17 protein-coding genes are annotated in these 15,628 nt (G+C 64.9%); 13 read left to right on the top strand and 4 right to left on the bottom strand.

All coding sequences use genetic code 11. From position 1 onward, the window contains the following. Window positions 1-237: 237 nt before the first annotated feature. Window positions 238-1,014 carry an enoyl-CoA hydratase gene (locus AC1RKI_RS25595; protein ID WP_150982626.1) on the bottom strand — a complete coding sequence of 259 codons (777 nt, stop codon included), beginning with the start codon at window positions 1,012-1,014 and terminating at the stop codon, window positions 238-240. Between the two features lie 267 nt (window positions 1,015-1,281). Between AC1RKI_RS25595 and paaG the strand changes: the two genes are divergently transcribed. From paaG to paaK, 3 genes are all read left to right on the top strand, one after another. Then, window positions 1,282-2,106 (top strand): 2-(1,2-epoxy-1,2-dihydrophenyl)acetyl-CoA isomerase PaaG, encoded by an 825-nt coding sequence (paaG, locus tag AC1RKI_RS25590; RefSeq protein WP_492798289.1) that lies wholly within the window; start codon window positions 1,282-1,284, stop codon window positions 2,104-2,106. A gap of 33 nt (window positions 2,107-2,139) precedes the next feature. Further along, window positions 2,140-2,574, top strand: a complete 435-nt coding sequence (paaI, locus tag AC1RKI_RS25585) for a hydroxyphenylacetyl-CoA thioesterase PaaI (RefSeq protein ID WP_150982624.1) — start codon at window positions 2,140-2,142, stop codon at window positions 2,572-2,574. A gap of 64 nt (window positions 2,575-2,638) precedes the next feature. Continuing rightward, window positions 2,639-3,943 carry a phenylacetate--CoA ligase PaaK gene (gene paaK / locus AC1RKI_RS25580; protein WP_061952972.1) on the top strand — a complete coding sequence of 435 codons (1,305 nt, stop codon included), beginning with the start codon at window positions 2,639-2,641 and terminating at the stop codon, window positions 3,941-3,943. Window positions 3,944-4,064: 121 nt separating this feature from the next. Here paaK and mltA read toward each other — a convergent pair whose 3' ends face one another. Continuing rightward, window positions 4,065-5,225 (bottom strand): murein transglycosylase A, encoded by a 1,161-nt coding sequence (gene mltA, locus AC1RKI_RS25575; RefSeq protein WP_244787730.1) that lies wholly within the window; start codon window positions 5,223-5,225, stop codon window positions 4,065-4,067. Window positions 5,226-5,332: 107 nt separating this feature from the next. On the opposite strand from mltA, the gene AC1RKI_RS25570 reads away from it, so the two are divergent. Continuing rightward, window positions 5,333-5,530: a hypothetical protein gene (locus AC1RKI_RS25570; RefSeq protein ID WP_061952977.1), complete on the top strand. Its 198-nt coding sequence runs from the start codon at window positions 5,333-5,335 to the stop codon at window positions 5,528-5,530. 33 nt (window positions 5,531-5,563) lie between these two features. On the opposite strand, the gene apaG is transcribed toward AC1RKI_RS25570, so the two are convergent. Next, window positions 5,564-5,938 (bottom strand): Co2+/Mg2+ efflux protein ApaG, encoded by a 375-nt coding sequence (apaG, locus tag AC1RKI_RS25565; protein ID WP_061952979.1) that lies wholly within the window; start codon window positions 5,936-5,938, stop codon window positions 5,564-5,566. Window positions 5,939-6,133: 195 nt separating this feature from the next. Between apaG and rpe the strand changes: the two genes are divergently transcribed. From rpe to AC1RKI_RS25525, 8 genes are all read left to right on the top strand, one after another. Continuing rightward, window positions 6,134-6,835: a ribulose-phosphate 3-epimerase gene (gene rpe, locus AC1RKI_RS25560; protein ID WP_492798286.1), complete on the top strand. Its 702-nt coding sequence runs from the start codon at window positions 6,134-6,136 to the stop codon at window positions 6,833-6,835. 16 nt (window positions 6,836-6,851) lie between these two features. Next, window positions 6,852-7,592 (top strand): phosphoglycolate phosphatase, encoded by a 741-nt coding sequence (gph, locus tag AC1RKI_RS25555; RefSeq protein WP_227458891.1) that lies wholly within the window; start codon window positions 6,852-6,854, stop codon window positions 7,590-7,592. A gap of 449 nt (window positions 7,593-8,041) precedes the next feature. Beyond that, window positions 8,042-9,568: an anthranilate synthase component I gene (gene trpE, locus AC1RKI_RS25550; protein ID WP_492798284.1), complete on the top strand. Its 1,527-nt coding sequence runs from the start codon at window positions 8,042-8,044 to the stop codon at window positions 9,566-9,568. 18 nt (window positions 9,569-9,586) lie between these two features. Further along, window positions 9,587-10,156: an aminodeoxychorismate/anthranilate synthase component II gene (locus AC1RKI_RS25545; RefSeq protein WP_150982618.1), complete on the top strand. Its 570-nt coding sequence runs from the start codon at window positions 9,587-9,589 to the stop codon at window positions 10,154-10,156. A 50-nt stretch (window positions 10,157-10,206) separates the two neighbouring features. Continuing rightward, a complete protein-coding gene (trpD, locus tag AC1RKI_RS25540; RefSeq protein WP_492798282.1) occupies window positions 10,207-11,235 on the top strand; it encodes an anthranilate phosphoribosyltransferase in 1,029 nt (342 codons plus the stop codon). Window positions 11,236-11,241: 6 nt separating this feature from the next. Beyond that, window positions 11,242-12,045: an indole-3-glycerol phosphate synthase TrpC gene (gene trpC, locus AC1RKI_RS25535; RefSeq protein WP_244786162.1), complete on the top strand. Its 804-nt coding sequence runs from the start codon at window positions 11,242-11,244 to the stop codon at window positions 12,043-12,045. 9 nt (window positions 12,046-12,054) lie between these two features. Beyond that, window positions 12,055-12,678 carry a CYTH domain-containing protein gene (locus tag AC1RKI_RS25530; RefSeq protein ID WP_492798281.1) on the top strand — a complete coding sequence of 208 codons (624 nt, stop codon included), beginning with the start codon at window positions 12,055-12,057 and terminating at the stop codon, window positions 12,676-12,678. Further along, complete coding sequence (locus AC1RKI_RS25525; RefSeq protein ID WP_492798279.1) at window positions 12,678-13,469, top strand: uracil-DNA glycosylase; 792 nt, start codon at window positions 12,678-12,680, stop codon at window positions 13,467-13,469. The genes AC1RKI_RS25530 and AC1RKI_RS25525 overlap by 1 nt, the downstream gene beginning before the upstream one ends. Before the next feature lie 18 nt (window positions 13,470-13,487). Here AC1RKI_RS25525 and AC1RKI_RS25520 read toward each other — a convergent pair whose 3' ends face one another. Next, window positions 13,488-13,775, bottom strand: a complete 288-nt coding sequence (locus AC1RKI_RS25520) for an acylphosphatase (protein WP_227460080.1) — start codon at window positions 13,773-13,775, stop codon at window positions 13,488-13,490. A 102-nt stretch (window positions 13,776-13,877) separates the two neighbouring features. Here AC1RKI_RS25520 and AC1RKI_RS25515 point away from each other — a divergent pair, with 102 nt between their 5' ends. Next, a complete protein-coding gene (locus AC1RKI_RS25515) occupies window positions 13,878-15,623 on the top strand; it encodes an ABC transporter permease (RefSeq protein ID WP_227458887.1) in 1,746 nt (581 codons plus the stop codon). The last annotated feature ends 5 nt before the right edge of the window (window positions 15,624-15,628 follow it).

Below are 15,628 nucleotides of genomic sequence, written 5' to 3'. Positions count from 1 at the left end.
CAACCACTGCCGCCCCGCAAACCCTTGCCAACACTGCCTTGGCAGCGCGCTTCGTGTTGCGAGGGGGCGAATATTAGGACGAATCTCCGGGCTTTGCAATACGTTTGTCATGAACAAGCGAAACACGAGCCCGGAAGCTCTATTCAAACCGTTGATCGGAAAGGAAATTCAGCTCCAAGACCAATTTCCTTTCTCGCACAATAACCGACCATCGCTATCGGGTATTCCCGATACGTCCTACTGATGCTTGAAGGCAGGTGCCCTTTTCTCCACAAACGCCGCCATACCCTCCTTCTGGTCTTCCGTGGCAAACGTGGCATGAAACAGGCGCCGCTCGAATCGCACCCCTTCATTCAGAGTCGTCTCATATGCGGCGTTGACGGATTCCTTGATCATCATGACCACGGGCAGCGAATAGCTAGCAATGGTTTCCGCAGCGGTTAAGGCCTCGTCGATCAACGCGTCGGCCGCAACAACGCGCGATACCAGGCCGGCTCGTTCGGCTTCGGCGGCGTCCATCATGCGTGCGGTCAGGCAAAGGTCCATTGCCTTGGCTTTCGATACCGCCCGTGGCAACCGCTGCGTCCCGCCGGCACCCGGCATGGTGCCGAGCTTGACCTCCGGTTGCCCGAACCTGGCATTGTCGGCCGCGATAACGATGTCGCACATCATCGCCAATTCGCAGCCGCCGCCCAGGGCGTAACCAGCTACTGCAGCAATAACGGGCTTGCGGATGCGACGGATCGTTTCCCAGTTCCGGGTGATGTAGTCGCTTTTGTAAGCATCCATATACGAGTACTTGGCCATCATTCCAATGTCCGCACCCGCCGCAAACGCTCGCTCGCTACCCGTGATGACGATACAGCCGACGGCTTCGTCCTGGTCGAAGGCAACCAGCGCAGCGCCCAGTTCATCCATCAGCGCGTCGTTCAGCGCGTTCAACGCTTTCGGCCGATTGAGAGTCACCAACCCCACCCGGCCGCGGGTTTCCACCAAGATGTTCTCGTACGACATGTCTTCTCCTAGCAATCGATGGTTCTGTCCTGTTGGCAGTGCACCGATACTCTCCCGCGCAGTGAATGACGGTCAAGACGACTACGCGCCAGCCCGGCCTCGCGCCGCCACACTCTTGCGCCCCCGCCCCAAGCCGACTAATATTTGCCGACCGACTGGTCGGTTTATTTAATGACCGCGGGGCTACCTACAATGACCCAGCGGCACGCCGTGGCAACGCATCCACATTCGACCGTCCCGGAGAACCATATGGCGCAGGAGACAACCATGCCCCCAAACCCGGCCCATTCGCAGGCGCGCGTCCAGCTTGAGTCCGGCCCGATTTTGCTGCGATGGCACGGCGATGTGGCGGTGGTCACGCTCAATCGGCCGGAAAAGCTCAACAGCTTTACACGCGACATGCACCGCAGCCTCGTGCAGGCGCTGGACCATGCCGAAGCGGGTGGCGCGCGCGCGTTGTTACTGACCGGCGCTGGGCGCGGATTCTGCGCGGGGCAGGATCTGGCCGATCTCGACTTCAGCCCGGACTACGCCACGGATCTCGGCGAACTTATCGACACCTGGTTCAACCCGCTGGTACGGCGTCTGCAAGCGCTACCGCTTCCGGTTATCGCCGCCGTCAATGGCACCGCCGCCGGCGCGGGCGCGAATCTCGCGCTGGCCTGCGACATCGTTCTCGCAGCCAAATCGGCCAGCTTCATCCAGGCGTTCGTCAAGATCGGGCTCGTGCCCGATTCCGGCGGCACGTGGTTGCTGCCGAAGCGCGTGGGGCTGGCGCGGGCGCTCGGCCTGGCCATGACGGGCGACAAGCTCAGCGCCGAAGACGCAGAGAAGTGGGGACTGGTGTGGGAAGTCATGGACGATCCCTTGCTGTCCGAACAGGCGATGGCCCTGGCAACCCATCTCGCCGCGCAACCCACGCGCGCGCTGGCGGCGATCAAGCAGGCCATGTATGCCAGCGCCACCAATTCGCTGGACGCACAGCTCGATCTCGAGCGGGACCTCCAGCGCGATCTGGGCCGCTCACATGACTACACCGAAGGCGTCAATGCCTTCTTGGAAAAGCGCGCACCACGCTTCACCGGCGCTTGACCCCGACTCCCTTCCACTGAATTGGAGACTCATTTGATTGACGATCCCCAGGCGCTGGCCGAAGCCACGGCCCGCGCCATGTACGAATCGGACGCCTGCAGCCGCTGGCTGGGCATGGTGCTGGAAGAGGTACGCCCAGGTTATGCGCGTCTGTCGATGGAGGTGCGAACCGAATTCCTGAATGGCCATGCCATCTGCCATGGCGGGCTGATGTTCACGCTCGCTGACTCGGCTTTCGCGTTCGCCTGCAACAGCTACAACATCAGCACGGTGGCCTCCGGTTGTTCGATCGACTTCCTGCGCCCCGTGCAAGGCGGCGATGTGCTGACTGCCGAAGCTGTTGAACAGGTACTGTCGGGCCGGCACGGAATTTATGACATCAAGGTGGTAAATCGCGCTGGCGAGCCCGTCGCGATGTTTCGCGGCAAGTCAGCACAAATCAAAGGACACGTCATCGCGCCGTCCTGAACCTTGGTCCGCCTTGGCAACTCGCTTCGCGCCAACGTAGCGCCCCCCGGAAGTGGAGACATTCATGAGTACGCGCCTTACCGACCTGCCCCTGGAGCCGATCGAAACCGCTAGCCGGCAGGATCTTCAGGCACTGCAGCTTGACCGCCTCAAATGGTCGTTACGCCATGCCTACGAGAACTCGCCGGTATATCGGCGCAAGTTCGAAGATGCCGGCGTACACCCAGACGATCTCCGGTCCCTGGCGGACCTGGCGCGATTTCCGTTTACGACGAAGAAGGATCTGCGCGACAACTATCCATTCGGCATGTTTGCCGTGCCCCAGGACCGCATCGCGCGCATCCACGCATCGTCGGGGACCACCGGCAAGCCAACCGTGGTCGGCTATACGCTGCGCGACATCGATACGTGGGCGACCGTGATGGCGCGCTCGATCCGCGCATCGGGCGCCAAGCGTGGCGACAAAGTTCACATCAGCTACGGCTACGGGCTTTTCACGGGCGGACTGGGCGCACACTACGGCGTCGAGAAAGCCGGCCTGACGGCAATCCCGTTCGGCGGCGGCCAGACGGAGCGCCAGGTGCAATTGATCCAGGATTTCCGGCCCGAGATCATCATGGTGACGCCCAGCTATATGCTGGCCATTGCCGACGAACTCGAGCGCCAGGGCATCGACCCGGCATCGACGTCGCTGCGCATTGGTATCTTCGGCGCCGAGCCGTGGACGCCCGAAATGCGGCTGGCCATCGAGAAGCGCATGGGAATATCGGCGGTCGACATCTATGGATTGTCCGAAGTGATGGGCCCGGGCGTGGCCAACGAGTGCGCGGAAACCAAGGATGGCCCCACAATCTGGGAGGATCACTTCTATCCGGAGATCATCGATCCGGATACCGGCGAAGTGCTGCCAGATGGCGAATTCGGCGAACTGGTCTTCACATCGCTGACCAAGGAAGCGATGCCGGTGGTCCGTTATCGCACCCGCGATCTGACGCGCTTGTTACCAGGAACGGCGCGCGCGGCGTTTCGGCGGATGGAGAAGATCACCGGCCGCACCGACGACATGATGATCGTGCGGGGCGTCAACGTGTTTCCGTCGCAAATCGAGGAATTGATCCTCAAACACAGCGAACTTGCGCCGCACTACCAGTGCGTGCTGGGCAAGGAAGGTCCGCTCGATACCCTGACCGTGCGCGTCGAATGCAACCATGGCGCCGATCCGGCGATCGCTGGCCAGGCGCAATCGGTGCTGGCGCACGATATCAAGGCCTACATCGGCGTAACGGCTGCGATCGAGATCCTGCCCGAAGGCGGCGTCGAGCGCTCGGTCGGGAAGGCGCGCCGCATCGTCGACAACCGGCCGCGCTGACAGAGGCTCGGGCGGCTCTGCCGATTATGAAGCAGGGCCACACCGAGGGCCACATCGGGGCGGGAGGGGACGCGAGGCGCTCGCCCCCTAGCCACACGACGCACGCTTGATCGGCGTGCGATCAGCTGCGCGGCATCAGCACCCACATGCGGCCGCCCTGCTTCATGCGCCCCGCGGTTTCGCCGGCAGCATCGCCGGCGCCCCAGAAAAAGTCGGCGCGCACGCCGCCTTTGATGGCGGAGCCGGTGTCCTGCGCGAACATCAGGCGCTGGATCGGTTCGACGGAAAGCGGGCGCGTCGTCGACAGGAACACCGGCACACCGAGCGGAATCGTGGCGGGATCCACCGCAATCGACCGCTCCGCAGTCAGCGGCACACCAAGCGCGCCCACCGGCCCATCGTTGCTCGGCGGCAGTTCACGGAAGAACACGAAGCGAGGATTCACGTTGAGCATCTCGTCGACGCGGCCCGGGTTGGCGCGCGCCCATGCCTTGATGCCCTGCATTGTGGCCTGGGCAGGCGTGATCTCGCCGCGGTCGAGCAGCCATTTGCCGAACGAGCGGAAAGGCTGGTCGTTGGTGCCACCAAACCCCACCCGCATCATCGTGCCGTCGGTCAGACGGATGCGACCCGATCCCTGGATCTGCAGGAACGCGGCTTCCACCGCGTCGTCCACATACACGAGTTCATTGCCGCGCAACGCCGGGTTCTGCAACAGTTCGGCCCGCGCAGGCAAGGCGCCACGGCCCAGTTGCGGCGGCCGCTTGTAGAGCGGGATCTGGTACTGGCCCTGGCGCGAGCGGGATCCGTGCAGGATCGGCTCGTAGTAACCGGTGATCAAGCCGCTGTCGGTCCCATCGGTATTGACCACGCGGTATGGCTGGAAATTGGTTTCGAAGTACTTGCGCATGGCGTTCAGGTCGCCAGCATCGACCATCAGCCCCGTCGTGCAGACGCGATTCCATTCCGGCTTCTTTTTCAGGGCCTGGCAACTGGCCTGCAGCGCCGGCCACGCGGCGCGCACATCATCCTGGCTCCAGCCACCGATCTCGGTCCAGCTTGCCGGCTGCAGACGGCCTGCCGCCGATGCGGACGGCGCCATGGTGCCCGGGGCGGTGCCGCCGGGACCCAGGATGCGTGGCGGCGGGCCGCTCATGCAACCGGCCAGCAACGCCGCGCCGATGGCCGATGCCGTCAGGGCCAGCCAATCGTACCGACGCTGACGCGAAGTCGACGAAATCGAAAGTGCGCGGGGGGCGCGCTGGGAATGCTGATATGCCATCTGATTCGTTCTCTGCATGACGCGCGCGAGGTTTCGGCGGTGGCGCGGTCCGGCGCGTCGCGTATGTCCTACAATCTCAATCCGTCGCGTCGACCGCCCCCATCGAGATGAGCCAGTTCTTCGAAAACCATCCCACCCTGCTGCTGGCCGCCGAAGCCGGCGTGGCGCTGTTGCTGCTGATATTCATCGTGGTGTGGACGATGGGGACCGCCAAGAAGAACCCGCGTCCCACACGCGCGCCAAGCGATCATCCGTCGCGCGCCAATCCCGCACCGAAGGACGCAGACAGCGGCCCGGACGCGTAGGTTCCCACGCCCGGTGCGCGTCCGCCGCGCGGTTCAATGCAGCATGCGCGGCAGAACCAGTGCGAATTCCGGAATCGGCGCCTCGAAGCGGTGGCCGTCCTCGGCCACGCAGAAGTACTCGCCCTTCATCGACCCAACCGGCGTCGAGATCGTCGCCCAGCTCGAATACTCGAAGTGCTCGCCCGGCTTGAGCAATGGCTGGTGCCCAACCACGCCCAGCCCGGAAACTTCCTGGGTGGTGTTGTCGCTGTCCGTGATGATCCAGTGACGCGAAATCAGCTGTGCCGCCACTTCTCCGGTGTTGTGGATGGTGATGGTGTACGCGAATGCGTAGCGCCCGCGGTCCGGATCGGACTGGTCGGCCATGTACTGGGTGCGTACGGCGACGGAAAAAGCGTACTCGCTCATTGTTCGACGGGTGAGGATGGTGGGCAGGCCACGCGCGGCGGCCAAGTGTTGCGCATTGTGCGGCAAGGGCTGGGCAGCGGCAAGCGGCCCGTTGCGCGCCCGCCGCCGGGGCGGCCGCGACCGGACCGGCGTAAAATACGCGCCCGATTCCCCCACTTTGCCGCTTTCCGGCCGATTCACCGAGGCCCCACGATCATGAGCCAGCCCACTTTCCGCATCGCGCCGTCCATCCTGTCCGCCGACTTCGCCCGCCTGGGCGAGGAAGTGCGCCGTGTTACCGAGGCGGGCGCCGACTGGATCCACTTCGACGTGATGGACAACCACTACGTGCCCAACCTGACTGTGGGCCCGCTGGTTTGCGAGGCGATCCGCCCGCACGTGACCGCGCCGATCGACGTGCATCTGATGGTGCGCCCGGTGGACCGCATCATTCCCGACTTCGCCAAGGCGGGCGCCAATATCATCACCTTCCACCCGGAGGCGAGCGATCACATCGACCGCTCGCTTGCGCTGATCCGCGACCACGGCTGCCAGGCGGGACTGGTATTCAATCCGGCCACGCCGCTGCACCATCTGGACCATGTGATGGACCGGCTCGACGTGATCCTGCTGATGTCCGTGAATCCGGGCTTCGGCGGCCAGTCGTTCATCCCCGAGACGCTCAACAAGCTGCGCGCCGTGCGCGCCCGCATGGACGAATACACCGCGCGCACCGGCCGCCAGATCCTTCTGGAGGTGGACGGCGGCGTGAAGGTCGACAACATCGCGGAAATCGCGGCGGCTGGCGCGGACACCTTTGTTGCGGGATCCGCGGTGTTCGGCAAGCCGGACGCCGACGGCGGCTACAAGGGCATCATTGCCGCGCTGCGCGCCGAGCTGGCCCGCGCCGGCAAGTAATCCGGAGGCGCTTGGCATGAGCCTCGAAATCCTGCGCCGTACCGACTGGAGCGGCATCCAGGCGGTGATCGTCGACCTCGACGGCACCATGGTCGATACGGCTGGCGACTTCCATGCGTCGGTCAATGCAATGCTGCTCGCGCTGGTGCACCAGCATCCGCACTTGGGGCCGGTCGAGCCGATGTCCGCGCAGGAGATCGTCAGCTTTGTCGGCAAGGGTTCGGAAAACCTGATCCGCCGCGTACTCGACGCGCGCTTCAGTCCGCTGCACGCCAACAGCCTCTTCGCCGATGCCTACGCGCTCTATGACCGCGAATACGTGCGCATCAACGGGCAGTTCTCGAACGTTTATCCGAACGTGCGGGAAGGGCTTGCGGCGCTGAAGGCGCTGGGACTGCGCATGGCGTGCGTCACCAACAAGCCGTGGAACTTCACCGAGCCGCTGCTGGCCAAGACCGGCCTGGCGCAGTATTTCGAACTCGTCTACGGCGGCGATGCGTTTGCGCTGCGCAAGCCGGATCCCTATCCGCTGCTCAAGGTGGCCGAAGTGTTCCGGCTGGATCCGGCAGCGGTGCTGGCCATCGGCGACTCCGAAAACGATGCCCGCGCGGCCCGGGCGGCCGGGATGGGAGTGCTGTTGATGCCTTATGGCTACAACCATGGCAACCCTGTACAAGCCGTCGACGCCGATGGTATAGTCGCCGACATTGCCCGCGTGGCGGCGCTTCTCGCCGCACATCGGACAACCCAACGCTGAACACCATTCAATGTTCCTCAACCGCAAACGCATCTTTTCTGGCAGTGATCGGCAGGCTTGGCCCTGGCGTCGCTGGCGCGCCTCTGAACAGGCGTAAAGTGCGTTCGCGAGTTTCCTGACGGGCTTGCCGCGATATATCCGGCCCTGCAGTCATCTGCGGGATCGATATCCGCAAGCTCCGCCGGACCGGTCCGATGACCGGCTTCCCCGGCAGATCCTTCCGCCAGCGCCGTAGTTCCGGTTGCTCCTGTCTGCGCCTGTGCTACGGTTAGCCTCTAGAACGCGCCACACGCCATCGCCCGGCCGTGTGCGCAGCTTTTTGCGAAGTCGTGTGCACCACGGTCCGCCCTCCGGGGCGGGTTGACGCAGCCTGTCGCCCTCCCCTGCCGAGACATCCCGGTGCCGCCCGAACCGACCCGACTGGCCGGCGCCGCAAGACGAGGATCGACATGACCGAACTGGAATTCAAATCGCTGGCCGACCAGGGCTACAACCGCATCCCCATCATCGCCGAGGCGCTGGCGGATCTCGAAACCCCGCTGTCGCTGTATCTGAAGCTGGCGCAGTCGCAGACGCGCGGCGTAAATACGTTCCTGCTGGAATCGGTGGTCGGCGGTGAGCGCTTCGGCCGCTATTCGTTCATCGGCCTGCACGCCCGCACGCTGATCCGCGCCTACGGCCGCCGCACCGAGGTGGTTACCGACGGCAAGGTCGTCGAGACCCACGAAGGCAACCCGCTCGATTTCATCGCGGAATTCGAGAAGCGCTTCAAGGTGGCGCTGCGTCCGGGACTGCCGCGTTTCTGCGGCGGCCTGGCCGGCTACTTCGGCTACGACGCCGTGCGCTACATCGAGAAAAAGCTGGCCGACAAGCAGATGCCGGACGACCTCGGCCTGCCCGACATCCAGTTGCTGCTGTGCGAAGAACTCGCCGTGATCGACAATCTGTCCGGCAAGCTCTACCTGATCGTCTACGCCGATCCGACCACGCCAGAGGCGTACCCGCGCGCGCGTCAACGCCTGCGCGAACTGCGCATGAAGCTGCGCCAGCCTGTCGATGTGCCGGTCACCAGCCCGTCGGTGCAGACCGAGGTCTATCGCGAATTCGCCAAGGACGACTACCTGACCGCCGTGCACAAGGCCAAGGAATACATCATGGCCGGCGACATGATGCAGGTTCAGGTCGGTCAGCGCCTGATCAAGCCGTATCGCGATTCGCCGCTGTCGTTGTATCGCGCGCTGCGTTCGCTGAATCCGTCGCCGTACATGTATTTCTACAATTTCGGCGACTTCCAGGTGGTTGGCGCGTCGCCCGAAATCCTGGTGCGCCAGGAAACCCGCAAGGTCAGCACGCCGCAGAACAACGGCGAGACCGAAACCGCGCACATCGTCACGATCCGCCCGCTGGCCGGCACGCGCCCGCGCGGCAGCACGCCCGAACGCGATGCGCAGCTTGCCGTGGAACTGCTCAACGATCCGAAGGAAATCGCCGAGCACGTGATGCTGATCGACCTGGCGCGCAACGACATCGGGCGTATCGCCAAGACCGGCTCGGTCAAGGTCACCGACAAGATGGTGATCGAGAAATACTCGCACGTGCAGCACATCGTCAGCTCGGTGGAAGGCACGCTGCGCGACGGCATGAGCAATCTCGACGTACTGCGCGCCACGTTCCCGGCCGGGACGCTGTCGGGCGCGCCCAAGGTGCGTGCGATGGAAATCATCGACGAGCTCGAACCGCGCAAGCGCGGCATCTATGGCGGCGCGGTCGGTTACCTGTCGTTTGGCGGCGAAATGGATCTGGCCATTGCCATCCGCACCGGCGTGATCAAGGACGGCAATCTCTATGTGCAGGCCGCGGCCGGCATCGTGGCGGACTCGGACCCCGAAGCCGAATGGAGGGAAACCGAGGCGAAGGCGCGCGCCGTGATCCGCGCCGCCGAACAGGTCCAGGACGGCCTGGACGCCGACCTCTGAGCCCCCGGGAGAGATGACATGCTGCTGATGATCGACAACTACGACTCGTTCACCTACAACCTCGTGCAGTACTTTGGCGAACTGGGCGCCGACGTGCGCACCTATCGCAACGACGAAATCACCGTCGAACAGATCGAAGCGCTCAATCCCGATCACATCTGCGTCTCGCCCGGCCCCTGCAGCCCGCGTGAGGCCGGGATCTCGGTGGACGTGCTCAAGCATTTCGCCGGCAAGGTGCCGCTGCTGGGCGTCTGCCTGGGCCACCAGGCCATCGGCGAAGCGTTTGGCGGCAAGGTGATCCGCGCCAAGCAGGTGATGCACGGCAAGGTCAGCACGATCGAAACCACCCAGGAAGGCGTGTTTGCCGGACTGCCGAAACACTTCGACGTGACGCGCTATCATTCGCTGGCTATCGAGCGCGAAACGCTGCCCGATTGCCTGGAAGTCACGGCCTGGACGCCGGACGGCGAGATCATGGGCGTGCGCCACAAGACGCTGAATGTGGAAGGCGTGCAGTTCCATCCGGAATCGATCCTGTCCGAACACGGCCACGCGCTGCTGGCCAACTTCATCAAGGCGCCGCGATGAGGCGGGCCGAATTTTCCGCGTTCGCCGCCCCCACTACCGAACCAACCGCTATGTCCATCACGCCCCAGGAAGCGCTGACGCGCTGCATCGAACACCGCGAGATCTTTCACGACGAAATGCTGCACCTGATGCGGCAGATCATGCAGGGGCAGATCTCGCCGGTCATGGCCGCGGCCATCCTGACCGGGCTGCGCGTGAAGAAGGAAACCATCGGCGAGATTTCGGCAGCCGCGCAGGTCATGCGCGAATTCGCCAATCACGTGACGGTGCAGGATCGTCAACACTTCGTCGATATCGTCGGCACCGGCGGCGACGGCTCGCACACGTTCAACATCTCGACCGCGTCGATGTTCGTGGCCGCTGCCGCGGGCGCCAGGATTGCCAAGCACGGCAACCGGGGCGTGTCGTCGAAGTCGGGCAGTGCCGACGTGCTCGAGGCGCTGGGCGTGAACATCATGCTGACGCCCGAGCAGGTGGGCCAGTGCATCGAGCAGACCGGCATCGGCTTCATGTTTGCGCCGACGCATCACCCGGCCATGAAGAACGTGGCGCCGATCCGCAAGGAAATGGGCGTGCGCACGATCTTCAATATTCTCGGCCCGCTGACCAACCCGGCCGACGCGCCCAACATCCTGATGGGCGTGTTCCATCCCGATCTGGTCGGCATCCAGGTGCGCGTGATGCAGCGCCTGGGCGCGCAGCATGCCATCGTGGTCTACGGCAAGGACGGTATGGACGAAGTGTCGCTGGGCGCCGCCACGCTGGTGGGCGAACTCAAGGACGGCGAGGTCCGCGAGTACGAAATCCATCCGGAAGACTTTGGCCTGTCGATGATTTCCAACCGCGGCCTGAAGGTGGCCGACGCGGCCGAATCGAAGGAAATGCTGCTCGAGGCGCTGGGCAACGTCGCCGGCACGCCGCGGGAGATCGTGGCGCTCAACGCCGGCACGGCGCTCTACGCCGCCAACGTGGCCAGTTCCATAGAGGACGGCATCCAGCGCGCGCGCGAGGCCATTGCCAACGGCGCCGCGCGCGAAAAGCTCGATCAGTTCGTGCGCGCCACGCAGCAATACAAGTAAATCGCCATGTCCGACATTCTCGAAAAGATCCTGGCCGTCAAGGCCGACGAAGTGGCCGCGGCGCGCAAGAAGCGCGACCTGCCCAGCCTGCGCGCGGAGGCGGAAAGCCTGCGCACGGAACCCGGCCTGGCGCCGCGCGGCTTCGAGCGTGCGCTGCGCGAGAAAATCGCCGCCGGCCACGCGGGTGTGATTGCCGAAGTCAAGAAGGCATCGCCGTCCAAGGGCGTGCTGCGCGAAAACTTCATCCCCGAAGCGATCGCCGAAAGCTACGCCTCGCACGGCGCAGCCTGCCTGTCGGTGCTGACCGATGTGAACTTCTTCCAGGGCCACGCCGACTATCTCAAGCGCGCCCGCGGCGCATGCCCGATTCCGGCCCTGCGCAAGGATTTCATGATGGACCTGTATCAGGTCTACGAAGCGCGCACGTGGGGCGCGGACTGCATCCTGCTGATCGTGGCCGCGCTCGATCACGGCCTGATGGCCGAACTCGAAGCCTGCGCGCACGAACTCGGCATGGATGTGCTGGTGGAAGTGCATGACGAGGAAGAGCTCGACGCCGCCCTGCGCCTGAAGACCCCGCTGGTGGGCGTCAACAACCGTAACCTGCGCACCTTCGAGGTATCGCTGGACAACACGCTGAACCTCCTGCCGCGTATGCCGGCGGACCGTCTCGTGGTCACCGAATCGGGCATCCTCGGCCCGGCCGACGTGCAGCGCATGCGCGACGCCAACGTCAACGCGTTCCTGGTCGGCGAAGCGTTCATGCGCGCGCCGGAACCGGGCGTGGAACTGGCGCGGCTGTTCGGCTGACGCGGCGCGATGCCAACCGAGATTGAACTGAAACTGTCCGTGCCCGACGTGGCGCTGGCCGCCGTCGCGGCATGGCTCGACGCGAACGGGCAGCCGTGCGGCGAAACCACGCTGCTGAACGTGTATTTCGACACGCCTGAGCGCAAGCTGGCACAGTCCCGCGCGGCGCTGCGCCTGCGCAAGAAGGGCGATCGTTGGCTGCAGACGCTGAAGACGGCCGGCAAAAGCGCGGGCGGCCTGACCGCGCGCCATGAATGGGAAATGGAAGTGTCCGGTGAAGCGATCGACCTGAGCCGCTTTCCCGACGACGCGCGCGCAGTTTTGGCGCCGCTGGCCGATCGGCTCGCACCCGTGTTCCGCACCGATTTCACGCGCCGCACATGGATCGTGGAGCAGGACGGCGAACGGATCGAGGCCGCGCTCGATATCGGCACGATCAGCGCGCCGGGTGTCGGCAAGACCGATCACATCCAGGAACTGGAACTCGAATGGCTGCCGCGCGACGGGGCGTCCGACGACGTTGCGCAGGCCGCGCTGCGCGCCTTCGCGCGGCGCATCGCCCATGTGGCTCCGCTCACGCCATCCGATCTCAGCAAGGCCGCACGCGGCTACCGTCTTACCAGCCACCTCTGATGCAAGCCGACCTGTTCGCCACCGAATCGCCGCCCAACGCCAATCCGGGCGCCAACGCCAACGCCAATGCCAATGCCGTCGCCCCGCTGCAAGCCCAGGTCGACGCGCTGCCCGCGGGATGGCGCGAGTTGCTCCAACCCTGTCTTGGCAATGCCGCGTGGACCGCGCTGTGCGATTTCGTCGATGGCGAGCGCGCCGCGGGCAAGCCGGTATTCCCCCATGCCGTGTTCCATGCGCTGCATCTGACGCCGCCGGACTCGGTGCGTGTGGTGATCCTGGGCCAAGACCCGTATCACGGCACGGGCGTGGTTGGCGGCGCGGAAATCCCGCAGGCGCATGGACTGGCGTTTTCGGTACCCAATGGCGTCAAGGTGCCGCCAAGCCTGCGCAACATCTTCAAGGAAATCGGTGCTGAATACGGCGCCGAGCCGGTGCGGGCGTCCGGCAACCTGGAAGGCTGGGCGCGCCAGGGAGTGCTGCTGCTGAACACGGTGCTGACCGTCGAGCAGGGCAATGCGGCCAGTCACGCCCGACGTGGCTGGGAAGCGGTGACCGATTGCCTGATCCACGCGCTGGCGATGTCGCGCCCCAACCTCGTTTTCATGCTGTGGGGCAGCCACGCGCAGGCAAAGAAGGCCCTGCTCGAAGGCAAGCCGCATTGTGTGCTGGAGGCGCCGCATCCGTCGCCATTGTCGGCGCATCGCGGCTTTCTCGGCTGCGGACACTTCCGCCAGGCCAACGACTGGCTCGAGCGCCACGGCAAGCCGGCCATCGACTGGCTGGCGAGCTGAGTCGGGCCGAGCCGGGGCTCAGGCCGTCGGCCGGCAATCGAATCGATCGAACGACTCAGGCGCTGCGACCGTCATGTCCACATGCGATACGCGCGCGGCCGGCGGTCCGCTCTCCATCCATTGCCGCAGTGCTTCGAGCTGCGCTTTCGTGCCGCTCGCCATCACTTCCACCGTGCCGTCGACACGGTTGCGCACCCAGCCGCCCACACCAAGCGCCACGGCGCGCTCGGCGCACGCCGCGCGATAGCCCACGCCCTGCACGCGGCCGTGCGCGAACAAATGCCAGGTTTGCACCGAAGTCGTCATCATTTCTCCCCTACTAGGTAAACTACCTAACCTGCTGGGGCGTTAGGCAGTCAGTCGGCAGCCAGCATACGCTGCCTTTGGCGCACCCCATCCCGCCCCGCCATGCCACCAACGCCCAACAACAAACCCGCTCCTGGCTACGTCGGGCCGCTGCTCACCGCGCCGCCCAACCGCTTTGACATCGCGCTGCTGCCAATCATCCTGGCCGCCATTGTGATCGTCGCCTATGCCGCGCGCCAGATGGATGTGCCGTACCAGCCCGGCGAGATGCTCGACGTCCATCTCGACATCGCGTGGCTGCCGTATTACCTGATGCGCACCAGCATCCGCATGCTTGCCGCGCTGGTCGCATCGCTGGTGTTCTCGTTCGCCTTCGCCGCGATCGCCTCGCGCAATCGCACCGCCGAAAAGGTGATGGTGCCGGCGCTCGACATCCTGCAGTCGATCCCGGTGCTGGGCTTCCTGTCGATCACCGTCACCGGCTTCATTGCGCTATTCCCCGGCTCGCTGGCCGGCGTGGAGTGCGCGGCGATCTTCGCCATTTTCACGTCGCAAGCCTGGAACATGGCGTTCAGCCTGTACCAGTCGTTCCGCACAATCCCCGGCGATCTGCTGGAAGCGGCGGCCATGTTCCGGCTTTCGCCATGGCAGCGCTTCTGGCGGCTGGAAGTCCCGTACGCGATGCCCGGCCTGCTGTGGAACATGATGATGTCGATGTCCGGCGGCTGGTTCTTCGTGGTGGCGTCGGAGGCCATCTCGGTGTCCGGGCACGATATCCGCCTGCCCGGCATCGGCTCGTACATCGCGCTGGCCATCCAGCAACAGGATCTCGCGGCAATCGGCTGGGCCATCGTGGCGATGCTGGTCGGCATCGTGGTCTACGACCAGTTCCTGTTCCGTCCGCTGGTGGCGTGGGCCGACCGCTTCCGTTTCGAGACGCTGGCGCAGGACGCGGTGCCGCAGTCCTGGCTGCTCGATCTGCTGCGCCGCTCGGCCTGGGTTCACGCGCTGCTGAAATGGACGGCGGCGCTGGGCGGCCGCACGCTGGCGTGGAGTGCGCGCCATCGCGGCATGGTCGCGTTGCCAGCCGCGCCGGCGCGCTGGAGCGCCTCGCTCGACCGCGTGCGCGACGCGATCATCGTCCTCGTGGCCCTCGCGGCGCTTTACCGCGTATTTCACTTCATCCACAGCGAGGTGGGCTGGGCCGAGGCTGCCCATGTGCTGTGGCTGGGCACGCTGACGATGGTGCGCGTCATCGTGCTGATCGCGCTGGCCGCGCTGGTCTGGGTGCCGATCGGCATCCGCATCGGACTGAACCCCGCGGTGGCCCGCATCGCGCAGCCCATCGCACAGTTCATGGCCGCGTTTCCGGCCAACCTGATGTTTCCGCTCGCCGTGATGGCCATCGTCAAGTTTGGGCTGAATCCCGAAATCTGGCTCAGTCCGCTGATGATCTTCGGCACTCAGTGGTACATCCTGTTCAACGTGGTGGCGGGTGCGTCCGGCATCCCCACCGAACTGCGGCTGGCGGCGCGCAACTTCGGCCTCAAGGGCTGGCTGTTGTGGCGGCGCTTTCTGATTCCGGCGGTGTTTCCGAGCCTGCTGACCGGGCTCGTCACGGCGGCGGGCGGCTCGTGGAACGCGAGTATCGTGTCCGAATATGTGACCTGGGGCGACCGCACGCTGGTGGCGACGGGTCTTGGCAGCTATATCGCCGAGATGACCGCCCGCGGCGACTTCCCGCGCATTGCGCTGGGCATCGGCGTGATGGCCCTGTTCGTGGTGGGCTTCAACCGGTTGCTGTGGAACCGTCTTTACGATCTGGCGCAGTCGCGCACCCGGCTTTGAGGCAA

This window comes from Cupriavidus sp. GW822-FHT06G04 (assembly GCF_058799075.1).
This window is presented reverse-complemented; position numbering and strand designations above follow the sequence as displayed.